Annotated in this window: 16 protein-coding genes; 8 read left to right on the top strand and 8 right to left on the bottom strand. The window is 69.3% G+C overall.

Annotated features, from left to right (window positions below; translation table 11 throughout):
* The first annotated feature begins 126 nt into the window (after positions 1-126).
* From QQK25_RS14700 to QQK25_RS14680, 5 genes are read left to right on the top strand one after another with little or no spacing between them, the layout of a single operon-like run.
* The gene (locus tag QQK25_RS14700) at positions 127-2115 is read left to right on the top strand and encodes a TonB-dependent receptor plug domain-containing protein (protein WP_284188593.1); all 1989 of its coding nucleotides are present in this window, start codon (positions 127-129) and stop codon (positions 2113-2115) included.
* Entirely contained in the window at positions 2115-2693 is a 579-nt protein-coding gene (locus QQK25_RS14695) for a YfiR family protein (RefSeq protein WP_284188592.1), read from the top strand. Before QQK25_RS14700 ends, QQK25_RS14695 begins: the two co-directional genes overlap by 1 nt.
* The gene (locus QQK25_RS14690; RefSeq protein WP_284188591.1) at positions 2693-5473 is read left to right on the top strand and encodes a response regulator; all 2781 of its coding nucleotides are present in this window, start codon (positions 2693-2695) and stop codon (positions 5471-5473) included. The genes QQK25_RS14695 and QQK25_RS14690 overlap by 1 nt, the downstream gene beginning before the upstream one ends.
* On the top strand, positions 5460-5765 hold the full coding sequence (locus QQK25_RS14685) for a response regulator (protein ID WP_284188590.1): 306 nt from the start codon (positions 5460-5462) through the stop codon (positions 5763-5765). The genes QQK25_RS14690 and QQK25_RS14685 overlap by 14 nt, the downstream gene beginning before the upstream one ends.
* Before the next feature lie 21 nt (positions 5766-5786).
* Complete coding sequence (locus QQK25_RS14680; protein WP_284188589.1) at positions 5787-7574, top strand: putative bifunctional diguanylate cyclase/phosphodiesterase; 1788 nt, start codon at positions 5787-5789, stop codon at positions 7572-7574.
* 16 nt (positions 7575-7590) lie between these two features.
* Here the strand turns inward: QQK25_RS14680 and QQK25_RS14675 are convergent, their stop codons facing one another.
* Both QQK25_RS14675 and QQK25_RS14670 read right to left on the bottom strand, forming a co-directional pair.
* On the bottom strand, positions 7591-8466 hold the full coding sequence (locus QQK25_RS14675; protein WP_284188588.1) for a dienelactone hydrolase family protein: 876 nt from the start codon (positions 8464-8466) through the stop codon (positions 7591-7593).
* A gap of 58 nt (positions 8467-8524) precedes the next feature.
* Complete coding sequence (locus tag QQK25_RS14670) at positions 8525-9313, bottom strand: Crp/Fnr family transcriptional regulator (RefSeq protein ID WP_284188587.1); 789 nt, start codon at positions 9311-9313, stop codon at positions 8525-8527.
* Between the two features lie 364 nt (positions 9314-9677).
* Here QQK25_RS14670 and QQK25_RS14665 point away from each other — a divergent pair, with 364 nt between their 5' ends.
* Positions 9678-11594 (top strand): histidine kinase, encoded by a 1917-nt coding sequence (locus QQK25_RS14665; protein WP_284188586.1) that lies wholly within the window; start codon positions 9678-9680, stop codon positions 11592-11594.
* Positions 11591-12262 carry a two-component system response regulator NarL gene (gene narL, locus QQK25_RS14660; RefSeq protein ID WP_153160919.1) on the top strand — a complete coding sequence of 224 codons (672 nt, stop codon included), beginning with the start codon at positions 11591-11593 and terminating at the stop codon, positions 12260-12262. Before QQK25_RS14665 ends, narL begins: the two co-directional genes overlap by 4 nt.
* A 10-nt stretch (positions 12263-12272) precedes the next feature.
* Here narL and QQK25_RS14655 read toward each other — a convergent pair whose 3' ends face one another.
* On the bottom strand, positions 12273-14489 hold the full coding sequence (locus tag QQK25_RS14655) for a histidine kinase dimerization/phosphoacceptor domain -containing protein (RefSeq protein ID WP_284188585.1): 2217 nt from the start codon (positions 14487-14489) through the stop codon (positions 12273-12275).
* A gap of 15 nt (positions 14490-14504) precedes the next feature.
* Positions 14505-16991, bottom strand: coding sequence for a two-component system response regulator (locus tag QQK25_RS14650; RefSeq protein ID WP_284188584.1), 2487 nt, complete (start codon positions 16989-16991; stop codon positions 14505-14507).
* Between the two features lie 206 nt (positions 16992-17197).
* Between QQK25_RS14650 and QQK25_RS14645 the strand changes: the two genes are divergently transcribed.
* A complete protein-coding gene (locus QQK25_RS14645) occupies positions 17198-19336 on the top strand; it encodes a carboxy terminal-processing peptidase (protein ID WP_284188583.1) in 2139 nt (712 codons plus the stop codon).
* Positions 19337-19414: 78 nt separating this feature from the next.
* Here the strand turns inward: QQK25_RS14645 and QQK25_RS14640 are convergent, their stop codons facing one another.
* The 4 genes from QQK25_RS14640 to QQK25_RS14625 all read right to left on the bottom strand — a co-directional run bounded on the left by QQK25_RS14640 (position 19415) and on the right by QQK25_RS14625 (position 26563).
* Complete coding sequence (locus QQK25_RS14640) at positions 19415-22306, bottom strand: ATP-binding protein (protein ID WP_284188582.1); 2892 nt, start codon at positions 22304-22306, stop codon at positions 19415-19417.
* Between the two features lie 117 nt (positions 22307-22423).
* The gene (locus QQK25_RS14635; RefSeq protein ID WP_284188581.1) at positions 22424-24313 is read right to left on the bottom strand and encodes a potassium transporter Kup; all 1890 of its coding nucleotides are present in this window, start codon (positions 24311-24313) and stop codon (positions 22424-22426) included.
* Between the two features lie 28 nt (positions 24314-24341).
* Positions 24342-25028 carry a two-component system response regulator KdpE gene (gene kdpE / locus QQK25_RS14630; RefSeq protein WP_284188580.1) on the bottom strand — a complete coding sequence of 229 codons (687 nt, stop codon included), beginning with the start codon at positions 25026-25028 and terminating at the stop codon, positions 24342-24344.
* On the bottom strand, positions 25025-26563 hold the full coding sequence (locus tag QQK25_RS14625; RefSeq protein ID WP_284188579.1) for a DUF4118 domain-containing protein: 1539 nt from the start codon (positions 26561-26563) through the stop codon (positions 25025-25027). The genes kdpE and QQK25_RS14625 overlap by 4 nt, the downstream gene beginning before the upstream one ends.
* Positions 26564-26755: the final 192 nt, after the last annotated feature.

Here is a 26755-nt window from a genome sequence, read left to right as displayed (position 1 = left end):
GGCCGGGCGTTCCGGCCGGCTCAAGTTCGCGGGCATCGGGCCGTTAGGATTGCGTCATCCAATCACGCGCAGCCCTGAACCCCGAAGCCATCTCTGAAGCGGGGCTGCGTCACATCGCCAGCCCCGATGAAGAACGCCTCCTCCCCCCACGCCAGCCTCAAATGCATCGCGCTGGCCCTGGCGGGCTGCTCCGCCTGCGCCCACGGCGCCGACGACCTGACCGAGCTGTCCCTCGACCAGCTCATCGACGTGCCGGTGGTGAGCGCCTCGCGCTTCGAGCAGAAAGCCTCCGAGACCACCGCCGCCGTCAGCGTCGTCACCCGCGACGACATCCGCCAGTTCGGCTGGCGCACCGTCGCCGAGGTGTTGCGCAGCCTCCACGGCTTCTACACCCATAGCGACCGGGGCTACGACTACGTGGGGGCCCGCAGCTTCGCCCGCCCCCAGGACTACAACACCCGCGTGCTGCTGCTGGTCGATGGCCAGCGGGTCAATGACGCCATCTACGACCAGGCCTACATCGGCACCGACGGCATCATCGACCTGGACATCGTCGATCGCATCGAAGTCATCCGCGGGCCGGGCTCTTCGATCTACGGCGGCAACGCCGTGTTCGGCGTGATCAACCTCATCACGCGCAGCGGCGCCGATCTTTCAGGCGGCGAACTCGGCGGGCGCATTTCCAGCCACAACACCATCGACGGCCGGGCCAGCGTGGGCAAGCGCCTCGACAACGGCGCCGACTTCCTCGCCTCGGTCTCCGGGATGAACGCCACCGGCCCGGCGCTGTACTTCCCCGAGTTCGACACCCCGGCCACCCACAACGGCCACACCGCCCACACCGACTACACCCGCCAGGGCAGCGTCTTCGCCCGCGTCGGCATCGACGGCCTGCGCCTCACCACCGCCGCCAGCCGGCGGGCCAAGGGCGTGCCCACCGGCGCCTTCGGGGCCGAGTTCAACGACCGCGGCCGCGCCTACACCGACACCCAGAGCTACCTCGCCGTCGACTACACCCGCGCCCTCGACGCCGCCACCGAACTCTCCGGCCGCGCCTACCTGTCGGACTACACCTACTCGGCCCCCGCCCTTCTGGGCACGCCGCCGGTACGCAACCACGACGAAGCCCACGGCAGCTGGTACGGCGTCGAGCTCAAGCTGGTGACCAGCCTCTCGGCCCGCAACAAGCTCGTCGCCGGCATCGAGCACCAGCGCAACCGCATCCAGAACCAGCGCAACTACGACACGGCGCCCTACCAGCTCAACGCCGACGACCACCGCCAGAGCGAGCGCAGCGGCGTGTTCGTGCAGGACGATTTCCAATGGACGCCCGACCTCAAGCTCTCGGTGGGCGGCCGGGTGGATCAGGTCACTGGCCAGGGCGCCCAGTTCAGTCCACGGCTGGGCGCGGTGTATCGGCTGTCGGCCCAGACGGTCTGGAAGCTCCAGTACGGCACCGCCTTCCGGGCGCCCAACGTCTACGAGAGCAACTACAGCTACGCCGGCAGCGCCATCGCCAACCCGCGGCTGCGCGCCGAAAAGATCACCACCTGGGAAACCAGCGTCGAGCACTACCTGGACAGCCAGACCCGCCTGCTCGGCACCGCCTACGTCTATCGCCTGGCCGGCCTGATCGACCAGACCACCGAAGCCCGCTCCGGCCTGCTCCAGTACGTCAACGCCGGCCGCAGCTCGGCCCGCGGTGTCGAGCTGGAAATCGAGAAGCTGTGGACCAATGGCGCCCGCCTGCGCACCAGCCTCGAACTCCAGCACGCCCACGACGCCAACGGCAACGATCTCACCAACTCGCCCAACGTCATCGGCAAGCTCAACCTGTCGGTGCCCCTGCCCTGGCAATCCCTGCGCCTGGGCACCGAAGCCCAGTGGTTCGCCGCCCGCAAGACCCACGCCGGCATGGTGCCCGACCACGGCCTCGCCAACCTCACCCTGCTGCGCCCCATGGCCGGCAACAACTGGGAATGGTCGGCCTCGGTCTACAACCTCTTCGACAACCGCTACTTCGACGCCACCGCCTACGACCCCACCGTGCCCCAGCGTGACCGCCTCGCGCAGGACGGCCGCAGCTATCGCCTGAAGGCGGTGTACCGCTTCTGATGGCAGCCCGCGTCATGACTGCCCGCTTCCGCCACCACGCCGTGTACCTGGCCGTGTGGGCCCTGCTCGCCCTGACCAGCCCGGCCGCGCCGGCCGCACCGGAGATCGCCGAGGAGAACGCGGTGAAGGCCGCCTTCATCTACAACTTCGCCAAGTTCTCCGAATGGCCGGACGACCCGTGGAACCGCTCGCCCCGGCTGCGCATCTGCGTCACCGGCAACGGCAGCGACCTCACCGAGGCCGTCGCGGCCCTCGAATCCAAGCCCCCGGTGCGCGGCAAGGCGGTGGACGTACGCCTCCTCGCCCGCGCCGATGAAGGCGGCCAGTGCCACATCCTGGTCATCACCGGCCGCGCCAGCGCGCTCCCGGTGCTCCAGTCGCTGGGCAGCGCCCCGGTGCTCACGGTGGGCGAATCCGACGGTTTCGCCAGCGCCGGCGGCGTCATCGGCCTTTACATGGAAGGCGACAAGGTGCGCTTCGAGGCCAACCCGGATGCCGCCCAGCGGGCCGGGCTCAAGCTCAGTTCCCAGATCCTCCGGCTCGCCCGGCTGGTCCGCGACGGCAAGGGAGGCCGCTGATGTCCGCCGCCGAACGCCCACCCTCGCTCCTCGAAAAGCTCCTCCGGGCGGGTTCGCTGCGCAAGAAGCTGCGCCTCATCAACCTGCTCACCACCGGCAGCGCGTTTCTCATCGCGGTGCTGCTGCTGGCGGTTCACGACTACTTCGAACTGCGCTCCACCTTCATCGAGGAAGCCCGCACCAAGGCCGAGTTCGTCGGCCGCAACAGCGCCTCGGCGGTGGTGTTCGACGATCAGGTGGCGGCCGAAGGCTTCCTGCGCTCCCTGGCCGACGACCACCAGGTGCGCTTCGCCGCCCTGTGGAAACCCACCGGCCAGCCCCTCGCCACCTACACCCAGGCCGGCACGGGCGCCGCCCCGGTGCTCACCCAGGCGCCGGCCGCCGGCTACCTCCTCAGCCTGTCGGCGCTGGACGTCACCCAGCCGATCCGGGTCGATGGCGCCCAGGCCGGCGCGGTGACCCTGCGCTTTGACCTGGGCAAGCTCTACCTGCGCCTGATGTGGCACATCATCGCCTTCGCGGTGGTGATCCTCATCGCCCTGGCCATCGCCCACGGGCTGCTGGCGCGGCTCAACCAGACGATCACCGACCCCATGACCCGCCTCGTGGACGTGATGGACCGCGTCACCGCCGGCGCCGACTACGGCGTCCGCGCACCGGTGGTCTCCGACGACGAGATCGGCGAGCTGGCCCGGGGCTTCAACGCCATGCTCGAACAGATCCAGGAGCGCGACCGCAGCCTCGCCAGCCACCGGGACCAGCTCGAACACAAGATCGAGACCCGCACCCTCGAACTGCGCCGCGCCAAGGAGCTCGCCGAGGCGGCCAACCAGGCCAAGAGCGACTTCCTCGCCACCATGAGCCACGAGATCCGCACGCCGATGAACGCCATCCTCGGCATGACCGAGATGCTCCGGAGCACGCCCCTCAACGCCCAGCAGGCGCGCTTCTCGGATGCGGTTTACCAATCCGGCGAGCACCTGCTCAACATCATCAACGACATCCTCGACTTCTCGAAGGTCGAGGCCGGCAAGCTCGAGCTCGAAACCATCGACTTCCACCTGCGCCAGCTCATCGAGGACGTGGGCTACATGTTCGCCCGCGCCGCCGAAGCCAAGGGCGTCGAGCTGGTCTGCGCGGTGCCCCACGACGCCCCGCTCGCCCTGCGCGGCGACCCGGTACGCCTGCGCCAGATCCTCACCAACCTGATGAGCAATGCGGTCAAGTTCACCCACCAGGGCGAGATCGTCATCCGCGCCCAGCTGCTGGACGAAGACGACGCCCGCGCCCGCTACCGCATCGAGGTCAAGGACAGCGGGATCGGCATCGCCCCCGACGCCCACGACCGGATCTTCAGCGCCTTCTCCCAGGCCGACAACTCCACCACCCGGCGCTACGGCGGCACCGGCCTCGGGCTGGCGATCACCCGCCGGCTGGTCGAGCTGATGGGCGGGCAGATCGGGCTCGACAGCAACCCTGGCGAAGGCACCTGCTTCTGGATCGAGCTGCCCCTCGTCAAGCAGGCCAGCGACGCCACCTCGCCCCTCACCCCGGCCGGGCAGCTGGCCGGCCGCCGGGTACTGCTGGCGATCGACAACACCAGCCAGCGCCACACCATCGGCCAGATCATCCAGGGCTGGTCGATGCAGCCTGCCGGCGTGGCCAGCGGCGCCGACGCCCTGCGCGCCCTCGAACGGGCCGCCACCCGCCGCACCGGCTACGACCTCGCGATCATCGACCTGCACCAGCCGGAGATGGACAGCACCCGGCTGGCCGACGCCATCCGCCGCCAGCCCGCCTTCGCCGCCCTGCCCCTGCTCGTCGTCGCCCCGGTCGGCGCCGGCCAGGCCACGTCCGCCGATGGCGTGCTCACCAAGCCGGTGCGCCAGTCCGACCTCTACGACGCCATCGCCACCGTCTTGTTCCAGACGCCCCGCAGCGCCCCCACCCCCACACCGGCGGCGCCGGCCACCGGGCTCAGCGGCCACGTGCTGGTGGCCGAGGACAACCCGGTCAACCAACAGCTGGCGCAGGCCATGCTCCAGTCCTTCGGGCTGCAGTGCACCCTCGCCAACAACGGCTGCGAGGCCATCGAAAAGGTCCGCAGCGGCCACTTCGACCTGGTGCTGATGGACTGCCAGATGCCCGAGATGGACGGCCTCGAAGCCACCGCGCGGATCCGCGTGCTGCAGGACGAAGGCCAGATCCGCCCGCTGCCGGTGATCGCCCTCACCGCCAACGCCGTCTCCGGCGACCGGGAACGCTGCCTCGCCGCCGGCATGGACGCCTACCTCAGCAAGCCCTTCACCCGCGAGCAGCTCTCGCGGATGCTCTCCACCTGGCTGCCCGGCGGGCACCACGCGACGCCCGAGGCGAGCCAGCCATCCCTGCCCCCGCCCCCTGTGGGCGATGAGCCGATCAACCCCGCGGCGCTCGATGCGATCCGCCGCATCCCCGGCCCCAACGGCCCCGCCCTCGTCGACCGGGTGATCCGCAGCTTCCTCGCCGAAACCCCGCCGCGTCTCGCCGAAATCGGCCGCAGCCTGCGCGAGGCCGATACCGAATCCCTGCGGCGGACCGCCCATTACCTCAAGTCGAGCACCGCCCACGTGGGCGCCGAAGGGCTCGCCGCCCGGTTCAAGGCCCTCGAAGCCACCGCGCACACCACCAGCCCGGAAGCAGCCCAGCGCATCCTGGCCACCATCGACGAAGAGTGGTCCAGGGTCTGCCAGGCCCTGGAGGCCACCCTCGAAGGAAACGCCCGCCATGTCGAATCCTGACACCCCGCCACCGCCCCGCGTCCTGATCGTCGACGACGACTTCACCGCCCGCCTGCTCGAACGGGAAGCCCTCGAACAGAGCGGCTTCACGGTCGTTGAAGCCAGCGACGGTGCCGAAGCCCTGGCCGCCGTGGACCGGCAGCCGCCCGACCTGATGCTCCTCGACGTGGGCATGCCGGGCCTCGACGGCTTCGAGGTGTGCCGCCGGCTCCGCCGCCGCTGGGCCGCCAGCGACCTGCCGGTCATCATGGTCACCGGGATGGACGACCTCGCCTCCATCAACCTCGCCTAAGAGGTGGGCGCCAACGACTTCATGGCCAAGCCCATCAACTGGCCGATTCTCGGCCATCGGGCCCGCTACGTGCTGCGCGCCGCCGAGAGCGTGCGCGTCCAGAAGGCCCTCGAAGCCCGCCAGGCCGCCATCGTGCGCGCCATCCCCGACATGCTGTTCACCCTGCGCGGCGACGGCATGATCCTCGACGCCAAGGCCGGCGCCGGCCGCCGCGACGCCATCCAGCCACGCCTGTTCATCGGCCGGCGGGTGGCCGACGTGCTGCCCGCCGGGCTCGCCGAGCAGCTGGACGACAACCTCCGGCGGGCCCTCGCGGACGGCATGCTCCAGGCCCTCGTGCTCACCCTCCCGGTCGACGGCCAGGACAGGCACTACGAGGCACGCCTCGCCCGCAGCAGCCAGGATCAGGTGATCGCCGTGGTGCGCGACATCACCCGCGAAAAGCAGAACGAAGAGAAGATCCGCCGGCTGGCCTACTACGACCCGCTCACCGGCATGCCCAACCGCCAGCATTTCGTCGAGCGGCTTGAGCAGGAGCTCCATCGCTCCGCCCGCGAGCGCCGCAAGCTCGCCCTGCTGTTCCTTGATCTGGACGGCTTCAAGCGCATCAACGACACCCTCGGCCACGACACCGGCGACGTGGTGCTGCGCGAAGTGGCCCTGCGCCTGAAGGAGAAACTGCGGGTCAGCGACATCGTCTCCCGGCCCGGCGCCGACGAACCGAGCCCGCCCCTGCACCTGGCGCGCCTGGGTGGCGACGAGTTCGTGATCGCCCTGCCGTCCCTCGAAGACGCGCGTGCCGCCATCCAGATCGCCCAGCGGGTGCGCAGCGCCCTCGCCCGGCCCTTCCGGGCAGAAGACGCCGAGGTGAGCATCGGCGCCAGCATCGGCATCGCCATGTACCCCGAAGACGGCACCGACGCGGCCACCCTGCTCAAGCACGCCGACACCGCCATGTACCACGCCAAGGAGCGCGGCCGGAACAACTGGCAGATGTACAGCGAGGACCTGACCCATCAGGCGGTCGAACGGCTCAAGCTCGAGAACGACATCCGCAAGGGGCTGGAGCGCGGTGAGTTCGTGCTGCACTACCAGCCCATCGTCGATACCGCCGACAGCCGCATCGTCGGTGTCGAGGCGCTGCTGCGCTGGCAACACCCGGAGCGCGGGCTGCTCGAGCCCTCGGCCTTCATTCCGGTTGCCGAAGAGAGCGGGCTCATCATCCCCCTCGGCCACCGGGCGCTGGACGCCGCCTGCGCCCAGGGCGCCGCGTGGCAGCGGGCCGGCATCGCCCCGGCGCGGATCGCCGTCAATCTGTCCGGCAGCCAGCTGCGGATGCCGGATTTCACCCACGGACTGATGGCGCTCCTCGCCCACCACGGGCTCGATGCCGGGCGGCTGGTGCTGGAACTCACCGAAGGGCTGGTAATGGACGGCGACCCGGCCATCGCAGCCGAACTGCACCGGCTGCGGGCGGCCGGCGTGCATTTCGCGCTGGACGATTTCGGCATCGGCTATTCATCCATCGCCCACCTCAAGCGCCTGCCCATCGGCAGCCTGAAGATCGACCGCAGCTTCGTCCACGGCCTGTTCGACAACCCCAACGACGCGGGCATCACCACCGCCATCCTGGCGATGGCCCGCCATCTGGGGCTGGACGTGGTGGCCGAAGGCGTCGAGACCGCCGCCGAGCGGGATTTCCTGCGCGAAGCCGGCTGCCGGACGATGCAGGGCTACCTTTTCTCGCCGCCGCGCCCGGCGGCCGAGATGGAAACCCTGCTGCGGGACGCCCTGCGCGAGCCAGCCTGAACCCGCCTGACGGGGATCAGAGCCCGCTGGCCTTGAACCACGCCAGCAGCCGGCCCCAGCCATCCGCCGCATCCGCAGCCCGGTAGCTCGGGCGGTAGTCGGCGTGAAACGCGTGGCCGGCATCCGGATACACCACGAACTCCACCCGCTTGCCGGCCTTCGCGAGATCGGCCTTCATGTCGTCCACGTCGGACACCGGGATGCCCTGATCCTTGGCGCCATAAAGGCCCAGCACCGGGGCGCTGATCTTGTCCACCACGTCGATCGGATGGTGGGGCGTCATCGCGCTGGCGACCCCGGTCAGGCGGCCATACCAGGCCACGCCGGCCTTCAGCTTCGGGTTGTGGGCGGCGTACAGCCAGGTGATGCGCCCGCCCCAGCAGAAGCCGGTGATGCCCAGCCGCGCCCCATCGCCGCCATTGGCTGCAGCCCACGCGGCGGTGGCGTCCAGGTCGGCCAGCACCTGGGCGTCCGGCACCTTGCTCACCACCTTCGCCAGAATGTCCGCCACGCTGTCGATGCCCGCCGGGTCGCCCTGGCGCTGGAACAGGTTGGGCGCGATGGCCTGATAGCCCTGGCGGGCCAGGCGCCGGCACACATCGCGGATGTATTCGTGAACCCCGAAGATTTCCTGCACCACCAGCACGGTGGGGAAAGGCCCCTTGCCCGCGGGCTGGGCACGGTAGGCCTTGAGGGCGACGCCGTCGGGCGCCGGCACCGTGATCTCGCCCGCCACCAGCCCGTCGGCCGGCGTGACGACCACGCTCTGCCCGAGGGCCGGCTGCACGGCCAGCGCAAAACCCGCCGCCAGCGAACCGCCGACGAAGGTCCGCCGGCTCAGGGGCAGGCCGGGAACGAGACTGTCGAAATCGGAATCCTGAACCGTTGCCATCGAACGCTCCTCACTGTTGGGAAGAGCGTCAGCATACCGCGCCACCGGCGCGGTGCGATCAGTTCCAGGCCGCGTGGCCGGTGGGCACGGCGGCGGGGCGGTCGAACCACACGCCGCTGCGGCTCGCCGGGCGCCGCTCGGCCAGGGCGCGCTCGGTGCCACAGGCGTACTGGCGGGTGAATTTCTCGGTCAGGGTGACGTGCTTGCCCAGCACCTGGATGAAGCCCGCATCCGACAGCTCGCGGAAGATCCGCGACAGGGTTTCCGGCGTGAAGCCCATGCGCGCCGCCAGCACGTTCTTGGGGATCGCCAGCTCCAGCTCGATCCGCGCCGCCTTCGCCGCCGCCGCGGCGCCCATCCGGCGCAGGTATTCCACCACCTTGGCCGAGCCGGACTGCAGGCAGTCGGCGGCAATGTCGCGCTCGATGGACGACTGACGCTGGGCCACCGCGGCGAGCATCCGGCGCATCAGGCGCGGCTCGCTGTCCATGGCCCGGAAGATGCCGTCGCGGCCGACCGACACCAGCACCACCGGCGACACGGTCTCCACCGACGACACGTAGGGCGCATCGCCGAACAGTTCGGCCACGCCGAACAGCTGGTTGGGCGACAGGATCTCGATGACCTTCTCGCCGCCCTCCGGCGACGACACCGCCACCTTCAGGTGCCCGGACATCACATGGAAGAGCGCCTTCGGACGCTCGCCCGAGGCGTAGATCGCCGCCCCCTTGGGCAGGCTCACCACATGGGCTGCGCGCGCTACCTCGGCGATCACGGTATCGGGCAGATCACGAAACAGGGCAAGCTCGCCCAACACCAGAGACAGATCATCAAGACTCGTGCGCATCACATTTACCTCGCTGCTACAAAGTGGGGTCATGCGGGGAAAAACTGCCTTCGACCCCGGTACATGGCACGCAGTCTAGGAGCCCAAACCGGGCTGAAAGTTGACTTAGATCAGAGTCCAAACCTGCTCAAAAATAAGGCAAATACCTCCAACGAGGTATCCGCCCCACCACCCCAAAACCGGCGCCAAACCATTGCTTTATAAAGCTTTGACCTAAAAACGCCGCGGCACCTCCCGAGTCGCACAAAGCCGCAGCCTATCCTTTCGTCTAACCCCATTTTCCTGGCCTGCGTACCCACCGGACGTGACCCCGGAGGCGACTCGGGGCGAGAATGGCGACCTGCCGAACAACCAGGCCCGCCCCGTGACCGCCCAGCACTCCAACCAAGGCGTCTCCCCCACCTCGCCGCCCCCTTCCGGGCGCCGCCGCCCCTCGGTGGTGCTGCGCCTGGGTGCGTGGATCGCCGCCATCGCCAGCCTCGCCGCGGTGTCGATCTTCGCCTCGATCACGGTGGCCGAGCTGTCGTCCGGCGAAGCCCGGGCGATCAACCTCGCCGGCTCCCTGCGCATGCAGTCCTACGCCATCGGGGCGGCCCTCGCCCAGGGCGACGCCCGCGGCATCGAGCAGGCCATTGCCGAGTTCGAGACGCGCTTCACCAGCCCCGACCTCACCCGCACCATCCCCCAGGGCGCCGATGGAAGCCTGCGCCGGGCCTACGACGCGGTGGGCAGCGTGTGGCGCGGGCGCTTCCATCCGGCTGTGGAGAAGGCCGCCACCGAAGTGGCCGCCGGCCAGCCCGGTGGCGGACGGCTCTCCGCCGAGACCGCCGAGATCGTCACCGCCATCAACCGACTGGTGGTGCTGATCGAACAGGGCCTGGAAGACAAGCTGCAGCTGCTGCGGCTGGTGCAGGGCATTTCGCTGGTGTTGCTGGTGATCGTCGGCGCCGCAGCGGTGTTGCAGTTGAAACAGAAAGTGTTGCTTCCGCTGCACGATCTCCTCGCCTCCGCCGACCGGGTGCGGCGCGGCGATTTCGCCGTGCGGGTGCCGATCCGCGAGCCGGACGAGCTCGGCCAGCTCGGCGAGGCCTTCAACTTCATGGTCGAGGATCTGTCCCGCAGCTACGCCCAGCTGGAAAACCGGGTCCAGGAGAAGACCGAGGAGCTCGCTCGCAGCAACCAGTCCCTCGACCTGCTCTACCGCACCACCCGCGCCCTCTCCGAGCGCGCCGTGACCCGGGCGACGCTCCAGCAGGTGCTCGACGACATGGAACAGGTGGTCGGGGTGACGAGCGGCGCAATCTGCCTGAGCCGGGCCGACGCGCCGGAGACCGTCTGCCGCACCGGCGCCGACGGCATCGCCATCGACGCCCTGTGCCGCTCCACCTGCCACGGCTGCGAAAGCGGCGACCGTGCCATCGTGGCCCACCCCAAGCCCGCCGGCGGCCAGACGATTGCCGCCCCGCTCTTCGACGGCAGCCGCAGCCACGGCGCCCTGCTGCTTGCCCTGCCGCCGGGCCAGACCCTCGCCCCCTGGCAGCTGGAGCTCCTCGAGACCGTCGGCCGTCACGTGGGCGCCGCGCTGGCCTCGACCCAGCGCAACGAGGAGCGCCACCGACTGGCGCTGCTCGACGAACGCTCGGTGATCGCCCGGGAGCTGCACGACTCCCTCGCCCAGTCGCTGTCCTATCTCAAGATCCAGGTCACCCGGCTGCAGACCCTGCTGCGCAAGAGCCCCACGCCCGAGCCCGTCACCGAGATCGTCGGCGAGCTGCGCGACGGGCTCAACGAGGCCTACCGCCAGCTGCGCGAGCTGCTCACCACCTTCCGCCTGCGCATCGACGGGCGCGGCCTCAACGCCGCCATCGACGACACGGTGCAGGAATTCCGCCGCCGCACCGGGCTGGAGATCACCCTCGACAACCGCCTGGGCGGCGTCGAGCTGGCCCCCAACCGCGAGATCCACGTGCTGCAGATCATCCGCGAGGCCCTCACCAACATCGAACGCCACGCCCAGGCGGGCCGGGTGGCGATCGCCCTCGCCCCGAACGGCGCCGAGCGCCTGCGGGTGACGGTGGACGACGACGGCGTGGGCTTTGACGAGGCCGACCGCCCGCTCCATCGCTACGGCATCGTCATCATGCACGACCGCGCCCAGAGCCTCGCCGGCGAGATCAGCGTGCGCCCCCGTGAAGGCGGCGGCACCCGGGTCGAGCTGGATTTCCCCGCCGACGCCCACCTCTCCGATTCACCGACCTCCGCCCAAGGAAGCGCGCCATGAACGCCCCCGCCACCACATCCGTCATCATCATCGACGACCACCCCCTGTTCCGCAAAGGCGTCTCCCAGCTCATCGCCCTGTCCGACCAGCTCCACCTCATCGGCGAGGCCAGCAGCGGCGAGGAAGGCCTGGAGCTGGCCCGCGCCCTCGAGCCCGACCTGATCCTGCTCGACCTCAACATGCGCGGGATGAGCGGCATCGAGACCCTGCGCGCGCTCCGCGAGGCCGACCTCGCCGCGCGCATCCTGATCCTCACCGTGTCGGATGCCGCCGACGATCTGGTCGCGGCGATCCGCGCCGGCGCCGACGGCTACCTGCTGAAGGACATGGAACCCGAAGAACTGCTGGCGCGCATCGTCGAAGCGCTCTCGGGGCGCATCGTCATCAGCGAGAGCCTCAACGGGCTGCTCGCGCGTTCGCTCCGCGACGAGGCCCAGGCTGCCGAACGCAGCCTCGCCCCGCTCACCGACCGGGAGCGCGACATCCTCGGCTGCCTGGCCAGCGGGCTATCGAACAAGCTGATCGCCCGCGACCTCAACATCGCCGAGGGCACGGTGAAGGTGCACATCAAGAATCTGCTGAAGAAGCTCAAGTTCCGCTCTCGCCTCGAGGCCGCCGTGTGGGCCATCGACCAGAACCTGCGCCCAGGCACCCCCGGGCCGCGCTGAACCCGCCCCGTCAGGCAGGCGCGTCGTCCCGCACCGGCAACGCGTCGGCGTAACGCCGGCTCTCCGGCGCGTCGGGCCGGAAGCGGATCACGATCCGCGTGCCGGAATGGATGCGGCTGCTGGTGTCGGCCCCGACGACCAGCTTGCCGCCAATCTGATTCACCAGCCCCACCACCAGGCGCCAGCCAAGGCTGCGGCTGGTGGCCGGCGAGAAGCCCGGCTGCAGCCCCACCCCGTCGTCCTCCACCCACAGGCGGGCGCCGTCCTCGCCGTCGGCTTGCAGGCCCACCTGGATGCGCCCCGCGCTGCCGTGGGGAAAGGCGTGCTTGACGGCGTTGGAGACCAGCTCGTTCACGATCAGCGCGCAGGGGATCGCCGTCTCGATGCCGAGCACCACCTGGTCCAGCGCCGATTCGATACGCACCCCCTGCCGCCCGTGCTGGGACGCCAGCCGCTCCACCAGCTGGCCCAGGTAACGCTTGAAGTCGATGCTCGCCAGATCGTGGGAGCGGTACAGCTGCTCGTGCACCTGGGACATGGCCATCACCCGCGCCGCGCTGTCCTCGAACAGCTCGCGCACGTCCGCGTCGTCCACGCTGCGCCCCTGCATGGTGAGCAGGCTCGCCACCACCTGGAGGTTGTTCTTCACCCGGTGGTAGATCTCCTTGAGCAGCGCCTCTTTCTCGTGGAGCGCCGCGCTGATCCGCTGTTCGGCGATCTTGGCGTCGGTGATGTCGGCGTGCGAGCCCGCCACCCGCAGTGCCCGACCGTCCGACTTGCGCTTGACCACCGCGCCGCGGGACAGGATCCAGCGCCACTCGCCGCTCTTGGCGCGCATCCGGAACTCGGCCCGGAAGGCCGCATCGGGCGAGGCGATGAACTCCCGGAAGCGTGCCTCGGTGGCCTCCCGGTCGTCCGGGTGGATCTGCCGGGTCAGCGCTTCGGGGCCCAGTTCGAGCTCGCCCACCTCGTAGCCGAGCATCGTGAAGTAACGCGGGCTCACGTAGATCGCGCCGGTCTTGAGGTTCCAGTCCCAGATGCCGTCGGTGGCCCCCTCGACCGCCAGGCGCAGGTGTTCCTCGCGCTGCTCCAGCACCGACTCGGCCCGGTTGAGGCTCTTGATGTTGGCGATCAACACCACAATCACCACCGTCAGGGCGACCAGCGCCGCCAGCATCGCCCAGAAGACACCGCCGCTGCGCTCGACCACCCCGGGGGGCTTGCCGATCAGTTGGGCGCCCTCGGGCAAGCGGCTTTCGGGCACGCCAAAGCGCTCCATCACGGTGTGATTGAAGAGCAGCACCGGCTCGGCATCGACCACCGGCAGCGACCGGGCCGGGGTGCCGGCGAGGACGCGCCGGGCCATCCCGGCGGCGACCCGCCCCTGGGTGACGCCGTCTTCCACGCTGCCGCCAATGGTGATCCCATCTCGCACCCGGTGGCTGGTGATGTCGAACACCGGCGCCGGCGACACCTGGGCCATGCGGGTGATCACCTCTGAATAATCCAGCCGGCGCCCCTGGTCATCCACCGCGGTGGCCAGGGGCAGGATGATGTCGTTGGGCGACAGCCGCGCCACGATGGTGAGGATCTCGCTCAGGCCCAGGTCGAAATACTGCTCCACCGGCAGGGGGCTGCCCATCTTGAGCAGCGCCTCGTGGGCGTGGGCGAAGCCGGTCGCCGACCCGCCCAGATTGCCGAACACCACCATCCGACGGGCGTCCGGCAGCAACTTGCGGGCCGCGCCCAGGGTGCCGACGATGTCCACGTTCTCCCGCACACCGGTGATCGGCACATCGGGCCGCACCCGCACGGGGTCGAAATCACGCACGTCCGAGAACACCACCGACGCCTTGGGAAACAGCGCATCCCGGTGACGCAGCGCGAAGTCCAGCGCCGGATCGTCGGTGACGATCACCAGGTCGACACGCCGGTCGCCAACCCGCTGGCGCAGATGCTCGACGGTGCCCGCATCATCGTCGCGGCGGGGCTGACGCAGGGCGTCCAGGTCATGGACAAAGATCTCCGGCGGCGCGTCGCCACTGCGCAGCACCTGCAGGATCCCGCTCACCTGGGCATCGGTCCAGGCAAAGCCCCAGTGGTAGGAATTGATGACCAGCACGGTCTTGCGCTCGGCCACCGGCAGGACCGGGGCGTCCGTGCGGGCCGCCACCGGCCCGAAGACCAGCGCCGCCAGCATCGCCAGAAGCGTGAATACGCGCAGCACGATCGCCTCTCCGGCCTACTGGACCGAAACCGCCGACCCCATCCCGGCACGGCGACCCAGCCCGAGCAGGCTCTCGATCACCATCGCCGGCGCCGGCTGCTCGAACAGGAAGCCCTGCAGCAGGTCACAACCGAGATCGTTGAGGAAGCGCGCCTGGGCACTGTTCTCGACGCCCTCGCCCACCACCGTGAGCCCCAGCGCCCGCGACATGGTGACGATGGCCGAGACGATGGCGCCACTCTCCCGGTTGTCCGGCAGGTCGGTCATGAACGAGCGGTCGATCTTGAGGGCGTGGATCGGCAGACGCTTGAGATAGCTGAGGCTGGAATAGCCGGTGCCAAAGTCGTCCACCGCGATGCGCAGGCCGTTGCGGCGCAGCTCGTCGAGGGTCGCGCGGGCCCGCTCGGGCTGCTGCATGATGCTCGACTCGGTGAGCTCCAGCGCCAGGCACGACGGGTCGAGGTCGAACTCGGCCAGCGTGCCCATCACCAGCCCGACCAGATCCGGATCGCGGAACTGGCGCGCCGACAGATTCACCGCCACCTTCACGTCCACCGCGCCAGCGTCATGCCAGACGCGCAGCTGGCTGCACACGGTGCGCAGCACCCAGGCCCCGATGGGCACGATCAGCCCGGAGCGCTCGGCGCTCTGCATGAAGACATCCGGCGCCACCAGGCCGCGCTCCGGATGCTGCCAGCGCAGCAGCGCCTCCAGCGAATGCACGCCGCCATCGGCGTCGTGGATGGGCTGGTAGTGCAGCTCGAACTGGGATTCGGCCAGCGCCCGGCGCAGGTCGGCCTCCAGCACCATGCGCTGGTTGATCTGCCGGCCCCACTCGCTCGAATAGAACACGAAGCCGTTCTTGCCCAGCTCCTTGGCCCGGTACATGGCGTCGTCGGCGGCCACGATCAGCCGGTCGCCGGTCACCGCGTCGTTGGGAAAACGGCTGATGCCGATGCTGCAGGAGGTCTGGATGAGGTGCTCCTCAAAGGTGCAGGGCAGCTCCATCGCGGCGATCAGCTTGGAGCACACCCCCGCCACCGCGTTGTCGTCCTCGACCCCGGGCAGGATCACCACGAACTCGTCGCCCCCCAGGCGGCCGACGATGTCGGTCTCGCGCACGGCCCCCTTCAGACGCCGGGCCACATCGCGCAGCAGCGCGTCACCCGCGTTGTGGCCGAGGGAATCATTCACCAGCTTGAAGTTGTCCAGATCGATGAACATCACCGCCAGCTGCTCGCCCCGGCGCCGGCAGAAGGCGATGGACTGCTCCAGCTGGCGATTGATCTGGGTGCGGTTGGAGAGCCCGGTGAGGGCATCGTAATAGGCCACGAAGACCAGCTGCTCCTCGGCCGAGCGGCGGGCGGTGACGTCCTGCAGTTGGACGATGTAGTAGCGCGTCGAGCCCCGGTCGTCGCGCACCGCGGACACCGACAGCAGCGCCCACACCACCCGGCTGTCCGGCGTCACCAGGCGCAGTTCGATCTGGAAGCTCGGCAGGCTGTTGTCCATCAGCCGGGCGAGGTACTCGTCGAGCATCGGGCGGTCGCCCTCGTGGCACAGATGGAGGAAGGACAGGCCGGCGATGACCTCGCCATGCACGCCCAGCATCGCCACCGCCACGTCGTTGGCCTGCAGGAAGCGGCCATCCGCCGCCACCAGGGCCATGCCGATGGCCGCGTATTCGAAGGCCGAGTGGAAGCGCCGCTCGCTCTCGGCCAGGGCCCGCTCCATCTCGCGGCGGCGGGCGATGTCACGCAGCACCAGCACGCAACCCATCAGCTCGCCGTCGGCGGCGATGATCGGTGCCGCGGCATATTCCACCGGCGTGACCGCACCGCTGCGGGTGGTGAGCAGTGCCGGGCACTGGGCCGGCAGCCCGGACATCAGCATGGCGCCGACCACCGGATCGGGCACCGGCAGGCCGCTCCGCTCGTGGCGCAGATCGAGGATGGCGCCGATCGGCTGGCCGACCGCCTCGGCGTCGCTCAGGCCGATCAGCCCTTCGGCGATGGGGTTGATCATGCGCACCCGCCCGGCCGTATCGGTGGCCACCACGCCCTCGCCGATGGAGCACAGGGTGCGCGAGAACCACTCCTCGCTCTGGCGCAGGCGGCTGTCCATGGCGTGCTTGACGAGGGCCACCTCGATGGAAGCGCGGATGTCGTCGGGCCGGAAGGGCTTCAGCAGATAGCCCTGGGGCGCCGTGGCGCGGGCCCGGCGCAGGGTCTCGTCATCGCTGAAGGCGGTGAGATAGATCACCGGCACGTCGCGCCGCTCGCGCAGGCGGGCGGCCGTCTCCACCCCGTCCATGCCACCACGGATGACGATGTCCATCATCACCAGATCAGGGCCGGTCGAATCGAACAGTTCGATGGCCTGGTCACTGCTTGCCGCAATGCCGGTGACCACATATCCGTAACTCTCGAGGCGCTGGGCCAGGTCCATGGCGATGATCGCCTCGTCCTCGACGATCAGAACCCGGGTCGGCTTGTCGCTCATGCTCTCTCCCACCCGTTTGAAATCGGGCGTCTTCCTTGTTATCAAACCGTTCGGAATATGGTTTAACGGTATCTTGACGTATGTCTTTAGTCATATTTTCGGAAACGTTTTCCGAAACTGCGAACATTTCGGCCAGCCGGCTGTCGACCTTCCTGCCGGAAAAATGTACCGTCCATCCCGGCTCAAACTTTGCGGTGGAGAAACAATTGAACAAGCGAATCATCTGGACCCTGCTCTCGGTGCTGTGCGCCGGCCAGACGGCGGCCCAGGAACTGGCCGCGGCACCCCGCCTGGCCCCCACCGCCGACCAGGCCCAGACGGCCTACCTGAGCGCGCAGATCCTGAGCCGCTACCACTACAAGACCGTTCCCCTCGACGACGCCATGTCGGAGAAGATCTTCGACCGCTATCTCAAGGCCCTCGATCCGGAACGGCTGTTCTTCACCCAGGCCGACATCGACAGCTTTGCCGACACCCGCACCCGGCTCGACGACGCGATCCTGCGGGGCAATCTTTCTGCGCCCTTCGCCATGTTCCAGCGCTACGAGCTGCGCGTGACCGAGCGCCTCGGCTACGCCCGCGAGCTCCTCGGCCAGGGCTTCGACTTCAGCGCCAAGGAAAGCTACCCCTACGCCCGCGACAAGGCCCCGTGGCCCGCCGACGAAGCCGAAGTGCGCGACCTGTGGCGAAAGCGCGTCAAGAACGACTGGCTGCGCCTCAAGCTCGCCGGCAAGGACGACAAGGCCATCCGCGACACCCTCGCCAAGCGCTACGACAACTACGTCACCCGCGCCACCCGCAACAAGAGCGAGGACGTCTTCCAGATCTTCATGAACGCCTACGCCATGTCGATCGAGCCCCACACCAACTACCTGGGCCGCAGCGCCTCGGCGGATTTCGACATCTCCATGCGCCTGTCGCTGGTGGGCATCGGCGCCGTGCTGCAGGAGCGTGACGAGTACATCACCATCCGCGAACTGGTGCCCGGCGGCCCGGCGGCGCGCTCCGGCAAGCTCGCCGTGGGCGACCGCATCGTCGGCGTGGGCCAGGGCGACGACGCCGTGGCCGACGTGGTCGGCTCCCGGGTCGACGAGGTCGTCAAGCTGATCCGCGGCGAGAAGAACACCCGCGTGGTGCTCGACGTGCTGCCCGCCGACGCCGGCCCCGACGCCAAGCACAAGCAGGTCGCCCTCACCCGCGACAAGATCAAGCTCGAAGAGCAGGCCGCCAAGAGATCCGTCATCAAGACCGGCGAAGGCACCACCGCCCGCAAGATCGGCGTCATCAACCTGCCCGCCTTCTACGAAGACTTCGAAGGCCGCCGCAAGGGCGACAAGGATTACCGCAGCGCCAGCCGCGACGTGGCCCGTCTGATCGACGAGCTGAAGAAGGAGAAGGTCGACGGCCTCCTGATCGACCTGCGCAACAACGGCGGCGGCTCGCTGCGCGAGGCGGTCGAGCTCACCGGCCTCTTCATTGACAAGGGCCCGGTGGTCCAGCAGCGCCGCCCCGACGGCCAGATCGGCGTCGAGAAGGACGAACACGCCGGCACCGCCTGGGATGGCCCGCTGGCGGTGCTCATCAACCGCGGCTCCGCGTCGGCCTCCGAGATCTTCGCCGCCGCGCTGCAGGACTACGGCCGCGCGCCCATCATCGGCGAGCCGAGCTTCGGCAAGGGCACCGTCCAGACCATGATCAGCCTGGACCAGATCGCCCGCAACGATCCGCCCAAGTTCGGCGACCTGAAGATGACCGTCGCCCAGTTCTTCCGCATCAACGGCGGCACCACCCAGCTGCGCGGCGTGGTGCCCGACATCCGCTTCCCGTCGGTGTCCGACCCGCAGAGCTTCGGCGAATCCAGCTACGACAACGCCCTGCCGTGGATCCAGGTGAAGGCCGCCGAATTCCGTCCGGTGGATGAAGTCTCGCCGCGCCTGGCCGATCTCCAGCGCCGCCACGACGCCCGCATCGCCAAGGACAAGGATTTCGCCCAGCTGCTGCAGGATGTGGCCGAGTACAAGCGCCTGCGCGAAACCAAGCAGCTGTCCCTCAACGAGACCGAGCGCCGCCAGGAGAAGGAACGCCAGGAAGCACGCCTCAAGTCCCGCGACAAGGGCAGCAAGGACAAGCTCGCCGCCCTCCAGGACGACGGCCTCCAGTACGGCGAACGCAGCCTGGCCGCCGATCTCGCCGCCGAGAAGGCCCGCAAGGACAGCAAGGACGTACTCCTCACCGAAGCCGCCCGCATCGTCGCCGACGAGGCCGAACTGCTCACCAGCCGCACCCAGCTCGCCCTGCGCGAGCGGAACGCGGCCGGCGCTGCCAAGGCCACGACGCTGCGCTGAAACGCTGGCGCCAGAAGCACAACACCCCGGGGTGTCACGCCTCCGGGGTGTTTTCGTTTCAAGGCCTGGCGCGTCCGATCAGGTCGTCACCTCGCCCTCCAGCGAGCGGGACAACCACTTCAACACCGTCTCGAACAGCAGGTCGGAATCCACCGGCTTGGTGATGTGGTCGTTCATGCCGGCCTCCAGGCACGCCTGGCGATCCTCCACAAAGGCGTTGGCCGTCATCGCCAGGATCGGCGTACCGGTGTTGGCCGAATCGGCGCGGATCCGCCGGGTCGCCTCCAGGCCGTTCATGCGGGGCATCTGCATGTCCATCAGGATCAGGTCGTAGCCCGTCTGCCGGGCCATCTCCACGGCCACCAGCCCGTCGTCGGCCACCTCCACGACCAGGCCGGCGTCTTCCAGCAGGCACAGGGACACCTCCTGGTTCACCGGCTCGTCCTCCACCAACAGCACCCGCGCGCCGGCAAACTCGGCCTGAAGCAGCGACTCGGCCGAAACCGGCTTGCCTGTCGCGTCGCTCCGCACCGCGCTGCCGATGCCCAGCCTGGCGGTGAACCAGAAGGTGCTGCCTTCGCCCGGCACGCTCTCCACGCCGATATCGCCCCCCATCTGCAACGCCAGGCGCCGGCTGATCGCCAGCCCAAGGCCCGTGCCGCCGTACTTGCGGGTGGTCGATGCGCCGGCCTGCTCGAAGGCATTGAACAGGCGCGCCGCCTCTTCCGGCGCAATGCCGATTCCCCGGTCGCGCACCTCGAAGCGCACCAGCACATCGTCCGCGCCGGATTCGATCTGCGCCACGCTCAGCACGATCTCGCCCGTCGGGGTGAACTTCACGGCGTTGCCGACGAGGTTCAGGAGGATCTGGGTGAGCCGCAGGGGATCGCCCCTCAGCGGCGAAATGCCCAGCGCTGACGGCAGATCGATGCAAAGCCGCAGCCCCTTCTCGGTGATCCGCTGCCCCATCAGGCTGGCCAGGTTCTCCACCACTTCGCCGATACGAAAGTCGACCTGCTCCATCGTCAGCCGGTCGGCCTCGATCTTCGACAGGTCGAGGATGTTGTTGATGACCCCCAGCAGATGCTGGGCGGCCTTGCCGATCTTGCCCAGCTGATCGATCAGCCGGGGGTCGGTGGCCCGGCGCAGGGCCAGGCTGTTCATCCCGATGATGGCCGTCATGGGCGTGCGCAGCTCGTGGCTCATGTTGGCGATGAACGAACTCTTGGCCCGGCTCGCCGCTTCGGCCCGACGCCTTTCGCGATTGAGCAGCACCAGGCCGATCTGGTCGGCCAGCTGGCAGGCGAAGTCGATCTCATCCGGCGCCCACGCGTGGGGCCTGCCGGTCTCGGCCAGGCACAGCAGCCCGAAGGGACGCCGGCCCGAGGCGATCAGGCAGCCGAGCATCGACTGGATCTCGGCCTGCGCGAGCGGACCGTGGACCAGGCCGGCCAGACGCGGGTCATGCTGCGCGTCGTTGCTGGCCCTGTAGCGCGCCGCCTTCAGCGCCGCCAGGTGGTCGCCAAAACCGGTCTCTTCAATCACCTGCCCGGCACAGTGCTCGCCGCTCGAACGGGTGAACAGGTCGATGCAGCGCAGACGGGACTCCCCGTCCTCCAGCAGCCAGACGCTGACCCGCTCCACCTCGAAGGTACGGGCGAGCCGCGCGGTCACCACCTGCACCATGGTGTCCAGATCGCCCTCGTTGATCGCCGGCAGGCCAGCCAGCTGGAGCATCAGCTCCTGCATTGCGGCGCGACGCCGGGCCAGGCGGGTCTGCTCCGTCATGTCGCGGAAGGACAGCACCCCGCCGACACAGCGATCCCCATCGAACATCGGCGTGACCAGGAAATCCACCGGAAAGCCGCTGCCGTCCCGACGCCAGAAGAACTCGTCGTCCCCCCGGCGCGGCCGGTGGTCGATCAGCGACTGCCCGATCGGACAGGCCTCCGCCGGGTACGGCGTGCCATCAGGACGGGAGTGGTGCGTCAGGTCATGCAGCGACTGGCCCAGGAGCGCCTCGCCCGGATGGCCCAGCATCCGCTCGGCCGCGGGATTGACGAAGGTCATGTGCCCGTCCGAATCGAAACCGATGATGCCCTCGCCCGATGAGGCCAGGATCAGCGCCTGACTGCGGTGGAGCGCCCCCAGCTGCCCGAGGGCCCGGTCCGTTTCGCCCTTGGCGACACGCAGGCGGGTCAGCGCCTCCACCTGGAAGATCTCCAGCAGGCGCACGATCGAAGCCGCGATGACGATGGCCGCCGCTGCCCGCGCCAGCTGCACCGGAAAACCGAAGGTCTCTAGGAAGCGCTGGTGGTTGATCAACGACGCAGGAAACCAGTCGGCCTCCGGCACCACCAGCCCGCCCAGCACGCCGTAGGCAATCAGGGCGCCGGCCCCCAGCTGCCCGGCCCGGGTCAGGCTGCGCACATCCTCCTGGGGCAAGCCGGGCAGCCGGGACGGCCTGAGCGCCCGCAGCAGCCCGACCCCCGCGAGGGTGGCGCCTGCAAAGCCAAACACGTAACGGGAAAGAATGCCGAGGGTGGGCAGCGAAGCATCCGACACCGCCGCGCCGATGCCGACGAGGGCCAGCAGGGGCACGTACAGCGCCGGCCGACAGACCGCCGCCAGACCGCCGGCAAGCCAACCGCGCCCGCCGGGCCGGTCGTCCGCCTCGGCCACGAGCCGGCGGCCGAACTCGAACAGGAACAGGTAGGACACCAGCAGCAACACCGACTGCCCCGCCGCCAGTGACGGCTCGCTGCCGTGCACCGTCCGCCACAGATCCGTCCACTCCAGCACCCCGTGCAGCCCGGCGAAACCGCCGAGCAGCCAGAGGGAGCGGGAAAGCGGAAGATCGCTGTGATCGTTGTGACGGACAAGGATGGCCAATCCAAGGGCCAGGAAAGCCGCGCCGTAGACGAGGAACACAAGATCCATCGTGCCGGCAAAGAGGTTGGCAGGAGGCATGAGCGCTTATTGTTATCGGCAGATCGGCCACCCCACGAACGGTGGCTCGACACAGCCATAACGGCACACGCCCCCTCCCATTTAGGCCGGGCACACAACTTTGACGCCCGCCCGGGGCTACAGCATCACCTGCGTGCCCAGCTCCACCACCTGATTGGCTGGCAGCCGGAAGTGGCTCGCAGCCCCTTCCGACTGGCGCACCATCCACGCGAACAGGTTGCAGCGCCAGCGCGGCAGCTTGCCCGGGCCGTCGACGATGCTCGACCGGGCGACGAAGAAGGTGGTGGTCATGGGCTCGAGATCCAGCCCCTGGGCCGCGGCCAGGGCCAGGGCGGCGGGCACGTCGGGCTCCTCCCGGAAGCCGAAGCGCGCATCCACGTTGTACAGCCCGGGCGCCAGCCGGGTGACGTGCACCCGCTGCCCGTCGGCAACCCGCGGCACGTCCTCGTTCACCACGTGCAGGAACACCGTGCGCTCGTGCATCACCTTGTAGTGCTTGAGGTTGTGGAACAGCGCGCTGGGCACCAGGCTCGGCTCGGAGGTGAGATACACCGCGGTGCCGGGCACCCGGGGCACGTCGGGCAACGGCCCGCCCACGAAGCCGGCCATGGGCACATCGATCTGCTCCCGCTGGCGGGCCAGCAGGCGGCTGCCCTCCTTCCAGGTGGTGAGCATCAGGAAGATCGCCGCCCCCAGCGCCATGGGCATCCAGCCGCCCTCGCCCAGCTTGGTGAGGTTGGAGCTGAAGAACAGGCTCTCCAGCAGCCCGAACAGCACCAGCGCCACCAGCAGGCCGGTGCGCATCCGCGCCCGGCCCATGAAGACGATGTAGGCCGTGAGCAGTGTGGTGATGATCATCGTGCCCGACACCGCGATGCCATAAGCCGCGGCCAGCGCGCCGGACGAACGGAACTGCAGCACCAGCACGATCACCGCCACCAGCATCAGCCAGTTAACACCGGGCACGTAGATCTGGCCGCGCTCGGTATCCGAGGTATGCAGGATGCGCATCCGCGGTAGGTAACCGAGGCGGGTGGCCTGGAGCGTCATGGAATACGCGCCGGTGATGGTCGCCTGGGAGGCGATCACCGTGGCGAGGGTGGCCAGCCCCACCAGCGGCAGCAGGAACCAGTCCGGCGCCAGCAGGTAGAAGGGGTTTTCGATGGCGACGGGCTCGCGCAGCACCAGCGCACCCTGGCCGAAATAGTTGAGCACCAGCGACGGCCACACCAGCCCGTACCAGGCCAGCCGCACCGGTCGGGCGCCAAAGTGGCCCATGTCGGCATACAACGCCTCGCCCCCGGTGAGGGCCAGGAACACCGCCGACAGCAGGATGAAGGCCAGCTTCGGGCTCTCGAGCGCAAAGTCGATGGCGTAACGGGGGTCGAGGGCCCGCAGAACCTCTGGCGTGCGCAGGATGCTCGCCACCCCCAGCACCGCCAGGGTGACGAACCACAGCACCGTCACCGGCCCGAAGTAGCGCCCCACCTGCCCGGTGCCGTGCTTCTGGATCATGAACAACGCCACCAGGATGCCCACGGTGATGGGCACCACGTAGTGCTCCAGGTGGGGCGTGGCCACGCTGAGGCCCTCCACCGCCGACAGCACCGAGATGGCCGGGGTGATGATGGCGTCCCCATAGAACAGCGCCGCGGCAAAGATGCCGGCCCCCACCGCCAGCGCCGCGCGCCGGGGGCCTCGGGCGACCCGGTGGGCCAGCGCGGTGAGGGCCAGCACGCCGCCCTCCCCTTCGTTGTCGAAGCGCAGCACTACCCACACGTATTTGAGCGAAACCACGATCAGCACCGCCCAGAAGAAGGCCGACAGCGTGGCCAGCACGTGGGCCTCGCTGGGGTCGATGCCGTGGGCGCCGGCAAAGGCCTCCTTGAAGGCGTACAGAGGGCTGGTGCCGATGTCGCCGTACACCACCCCGAGGGCGGCCAGCGCCAGCGGAATCAGCCCGGCGCCCACCTGGGTGGATGGATGGGAAGACGCAGATGAGGTCACAGGATCACTCCGGGGTGGAAATCGGGAATCAGAGCTGGAAGCGGTAGCCCACGCCGGTTTCCGTCAGGAAGTGGCGCGGCTGGGCGGGGTCGTCTTCGAGCTTGTGGCGCAGGTGGCCCACGTAGATGCGCAGGTAGTGGCTGTTGTCGCCCGAGGCCGTGCCCCACACCTCGCGCAGCAGCTGGCGGTGGGTGACGACCTTGCCGGCGTTGGCGATCAGGTGCCCGAGCAGGCGGTATTCGATGGGCGTGAGCTTGACCGGCTCGCCCCGGCGCAGCACCTGCCGGCGCGAGAAATCCACCGTCACGTCGCCAAAGGCCACCTCGGCGGCCTCGTTCTCCGGCGCACGCCGCCCGCGCCGCAGCAGCGCGCGCACCCGGGCCAGCAGCTCGCCGATGGAAAACGGTTTGGTGAGGTAGTCGTCGGCCCCCGCGTCGAGCACGCCGATCTTGTCGTGCTCGGTGGACCGGGCCGACAGCACCAGCACCGGCGCGGTGGACCACGCCCGGAAATCCGCCACAAAGCCCGCGCCGTCGCCGTCGGGCAGGCCCAGATCGAGGATCACCAGATCGGGCTTGCAGCGACCGGCTTCCTGCAGGCCCAGGCGCCGGGTCTCGGCGTCCACCACCCGCAGGCCCTCGCCTTCCAGCGCCGTGCGCACGAAGCGGCGGATCTGCAGTTCGTCCTCGATGACCAGGATGGTTGCGTCGCTCATGGGCGTTCTCCGGGGGTGGCGAAGGGCTCGGCGTCGATGACCGGGGGATTGCCCCGGGGCAGCGTGAAGGCCACGTAGGCGCCGCCTTCCGGCGGGTTGCTCGCGCGGATCGATCCGCCGTGGGCCTCGACGATGGCCCGGCAGATGGCCAGCCCGACGCCCATCCCCGCCACCGCCGTCTCGCTGCGGCCGCGCTCGAAGAGGTTGAACACCGCCTCCAGCTTGTCCGGCGGAAAGCCCTCGCCGCCGCTCGTCACCCGCAGCTCGACCACATCCAGCCCCGCCACCGCGTCGAGCCGGATCGGCGTGCCCGGCGGCGAATACTTGGCGGCGTTTTCAAACAGGTTGCAGAACACCCGCTCCAGCAGCACCGCGTCGAATTCCAGCAGCGGCAGCGCGTCGAGGCCGTCGATGTGCACCGGATGCCCGGCCAGGGCCGGCTCCAGCAGCTTGAGGCTGGCGCCGATCACCTCCTCGACGGGCTGCCACTCCCGCCGCAGGCTCACCGGCCCGGTCTGCAGGCGGGCCATGTCGAGCAGGTTGCCGACCATGCCGTTCACCCGCAGCACCTGATCGCGGATGGCCACCGCCGTCTCCCGCGCCGCGTCGGGCAGCGGGGGGCGCTGCACCACCAGCGAATCGGCCATCCCGAACAGCGCGGTGAGCGGCGTGCGCACGTCGTGGGACAGGGCCGACAGGATCGAGCTGCGCAGGCGCTCCGACACCGCCTCCACCTGGGCCGAGTGGGCCACCTCCACAAAGTGCAGGCGCTCCACCGCCGTGCACGCCAGCGCCGCCACGGCCTCCAGCAGCGGGCGGACGGGCTCGTCGGTCGGGTTCATCCGCACCACCAGGGCGCCCCGGTTGCGCGTCGCGCCGATCATCGGAAGAAAGTGCCGCTCGGGGATCTCGCCTTCGGCAAACACCAGCCCGCGCCCCGCCTCGCAGGCCGTGCGGGCCATCACCAGCTCCGGCGGCTCCAGGTGGGCGGCCGTGCCCGGCGCGGGGATCAGCCGCTCACCGTCGCCCTCCAGCAGCAGCACGCACTCGGCGCCCCAGTTGTCGCGCAGAAAACCCGCCACCGCCTCGGCCACCTGCTCCACCGACATGGCGCCGGCCAGCGCCCTGGCCAGCCCGTAAAGGGCCCGGGCAATGCGCTCGCGGCCAGCGGCGGCCGTCGCCTGGGCGCGCAGCCCGGCGGTGAGGTGCCCCACCAGCAGCGACACCGCCAGCATCACCGCAAAGGTCACCAGATACTGGGCGTGGCTCACCGCCAGCGAAAAACGCGGCGGCACGAAGAGGAAATCGAACAGCACCACGCTCACCAGCGAGGCCATCACCGCCGGCCCGCCCCCGGCCTTTACGGCCACCAGCACCACGGTGAGGAGGAACAACATGACGATGTTGGACAGATCCAGCACCCCATAAAACGGCAGCGCGAGGCCCGCGGTCAGCCCGCAGGCCAGCAGCGACAGGCCATAACGCCAGCCAGCGTGGGCAGCGGCGGGTTCGATCGTGGGTGGAACAACAGGCATCGGGGGCATCTTCTGGCCACTCCAGACGGGGGATACAGAAAAATTCTGGCAGCGATATCGTAAAAATTGCGTAAAGCCCGCAAAAAGCCTGGCGGCCCTCAGTCCGACGCCGGCACATCGCCCGCCCCACGCCCGGCGATGCCCCCCAACCCCGCCCTCGCCCGCCCGCCACCGGCCGGCACCGGCCGGCAC

Origin of the sequence: Zoogloea oryzae, assembly GCF_030161255.1 — a bacterium.
Classification (GTDB): domain Bacteria; phylum Pseudomonadota; class Gammaproteobacteria; order Burkholderiales; family Rhodocyclaceae; genus Zoogloea; species Zoogloea oryzae.
This window is presented reverse-complemented; position numbering and strand designations above follow the sequence as displayed.

Bases quoted from the DNA above. Each gene is read 5' to 3' on its own strand.
- QQK25_RS14640 (WP_284188582.1), bottom strand. From the start codon at position 22,306: ATGCCTCCTGCCAACCTCTTTGCCGGCACGATGGATCTTGTGTTCCTC.
- QQK25_RS14650 (WP_284188584.1), bottom strand. From the start codon at position 16,991: ATGAGCGACAAGCCGACCCGGGTTCTGATCGTCGAGGACGAGGCGATC.
- QQK25_RS14670 (WP_284188587.1), bottom strand. From the start codon at position 9,313: ATGCGCACGAGTCTTGATGATCTGTCTCTGGTGTTGGGCGAGCTTGCC.
- QQK25_RS14675 (WP_284188588.1), bottom strand. From the start codon at position 8,466: ATGGCAACGGTTCAGGATTCCGATTTCGACAGTCTCGTTCCCGGCCTG.
- kdpE (WP_284188580.1), bottom strand. From the start codon at position 25,028: ATGAGCGACGCAACCATCCTGGTCATCGAGGACGAACTGCAGATCCGC.
- QQK25_RS14690 (WP_284188591.1), top strand. From the start codon at position 2,693: ATGTCCGCCGCCGAACGCCCACCCTCGCTCCTCGAAAAGCTCCTCCGG.
- QQK25_RS14680 (WP_284188589.1), top strand. From the start codon at position 5,787: ATGGCCAAGCCCATCAACTGGCCGATTCTCGGCCATCGGGCCCGCTAC.
- QQK25_RS14685 (WP_284188590.1), top strand. From the start codon at position 5,460: ATGTCGAATCCTGACACCCCGCCACCGCCCCGCGTCCTGATCGTCGAC.
- narL (WP_153160919.1), top strand. From the start codon at position 11,591: ATGAACGCCCCCGCCACCACATCCGTCATCATCATCGACGACCACCCC.
- QQK25_RS14625 (WP_284188579.1), bottom strand. From the start codon at position 26,563: ATGCCTGTTGTTCCACCCACGATCGAACCCGCCGCTGCCCACGCTGGC.
- QQK25_RS14695 (WP_284188592.1), top strand. From the start codon at position 2,115: ATGGCAGCCCGCGTCATGACTGCCCGCTTCCGCCACCACGCCGTGTAC.
- QQK25_RS14700 (WP_284188593.1), top strand. From the start codon at position 127: ATGAAGAACGCCTCCTCCCCCCACGCCAGCCTCAAATGCATCGCGCTG.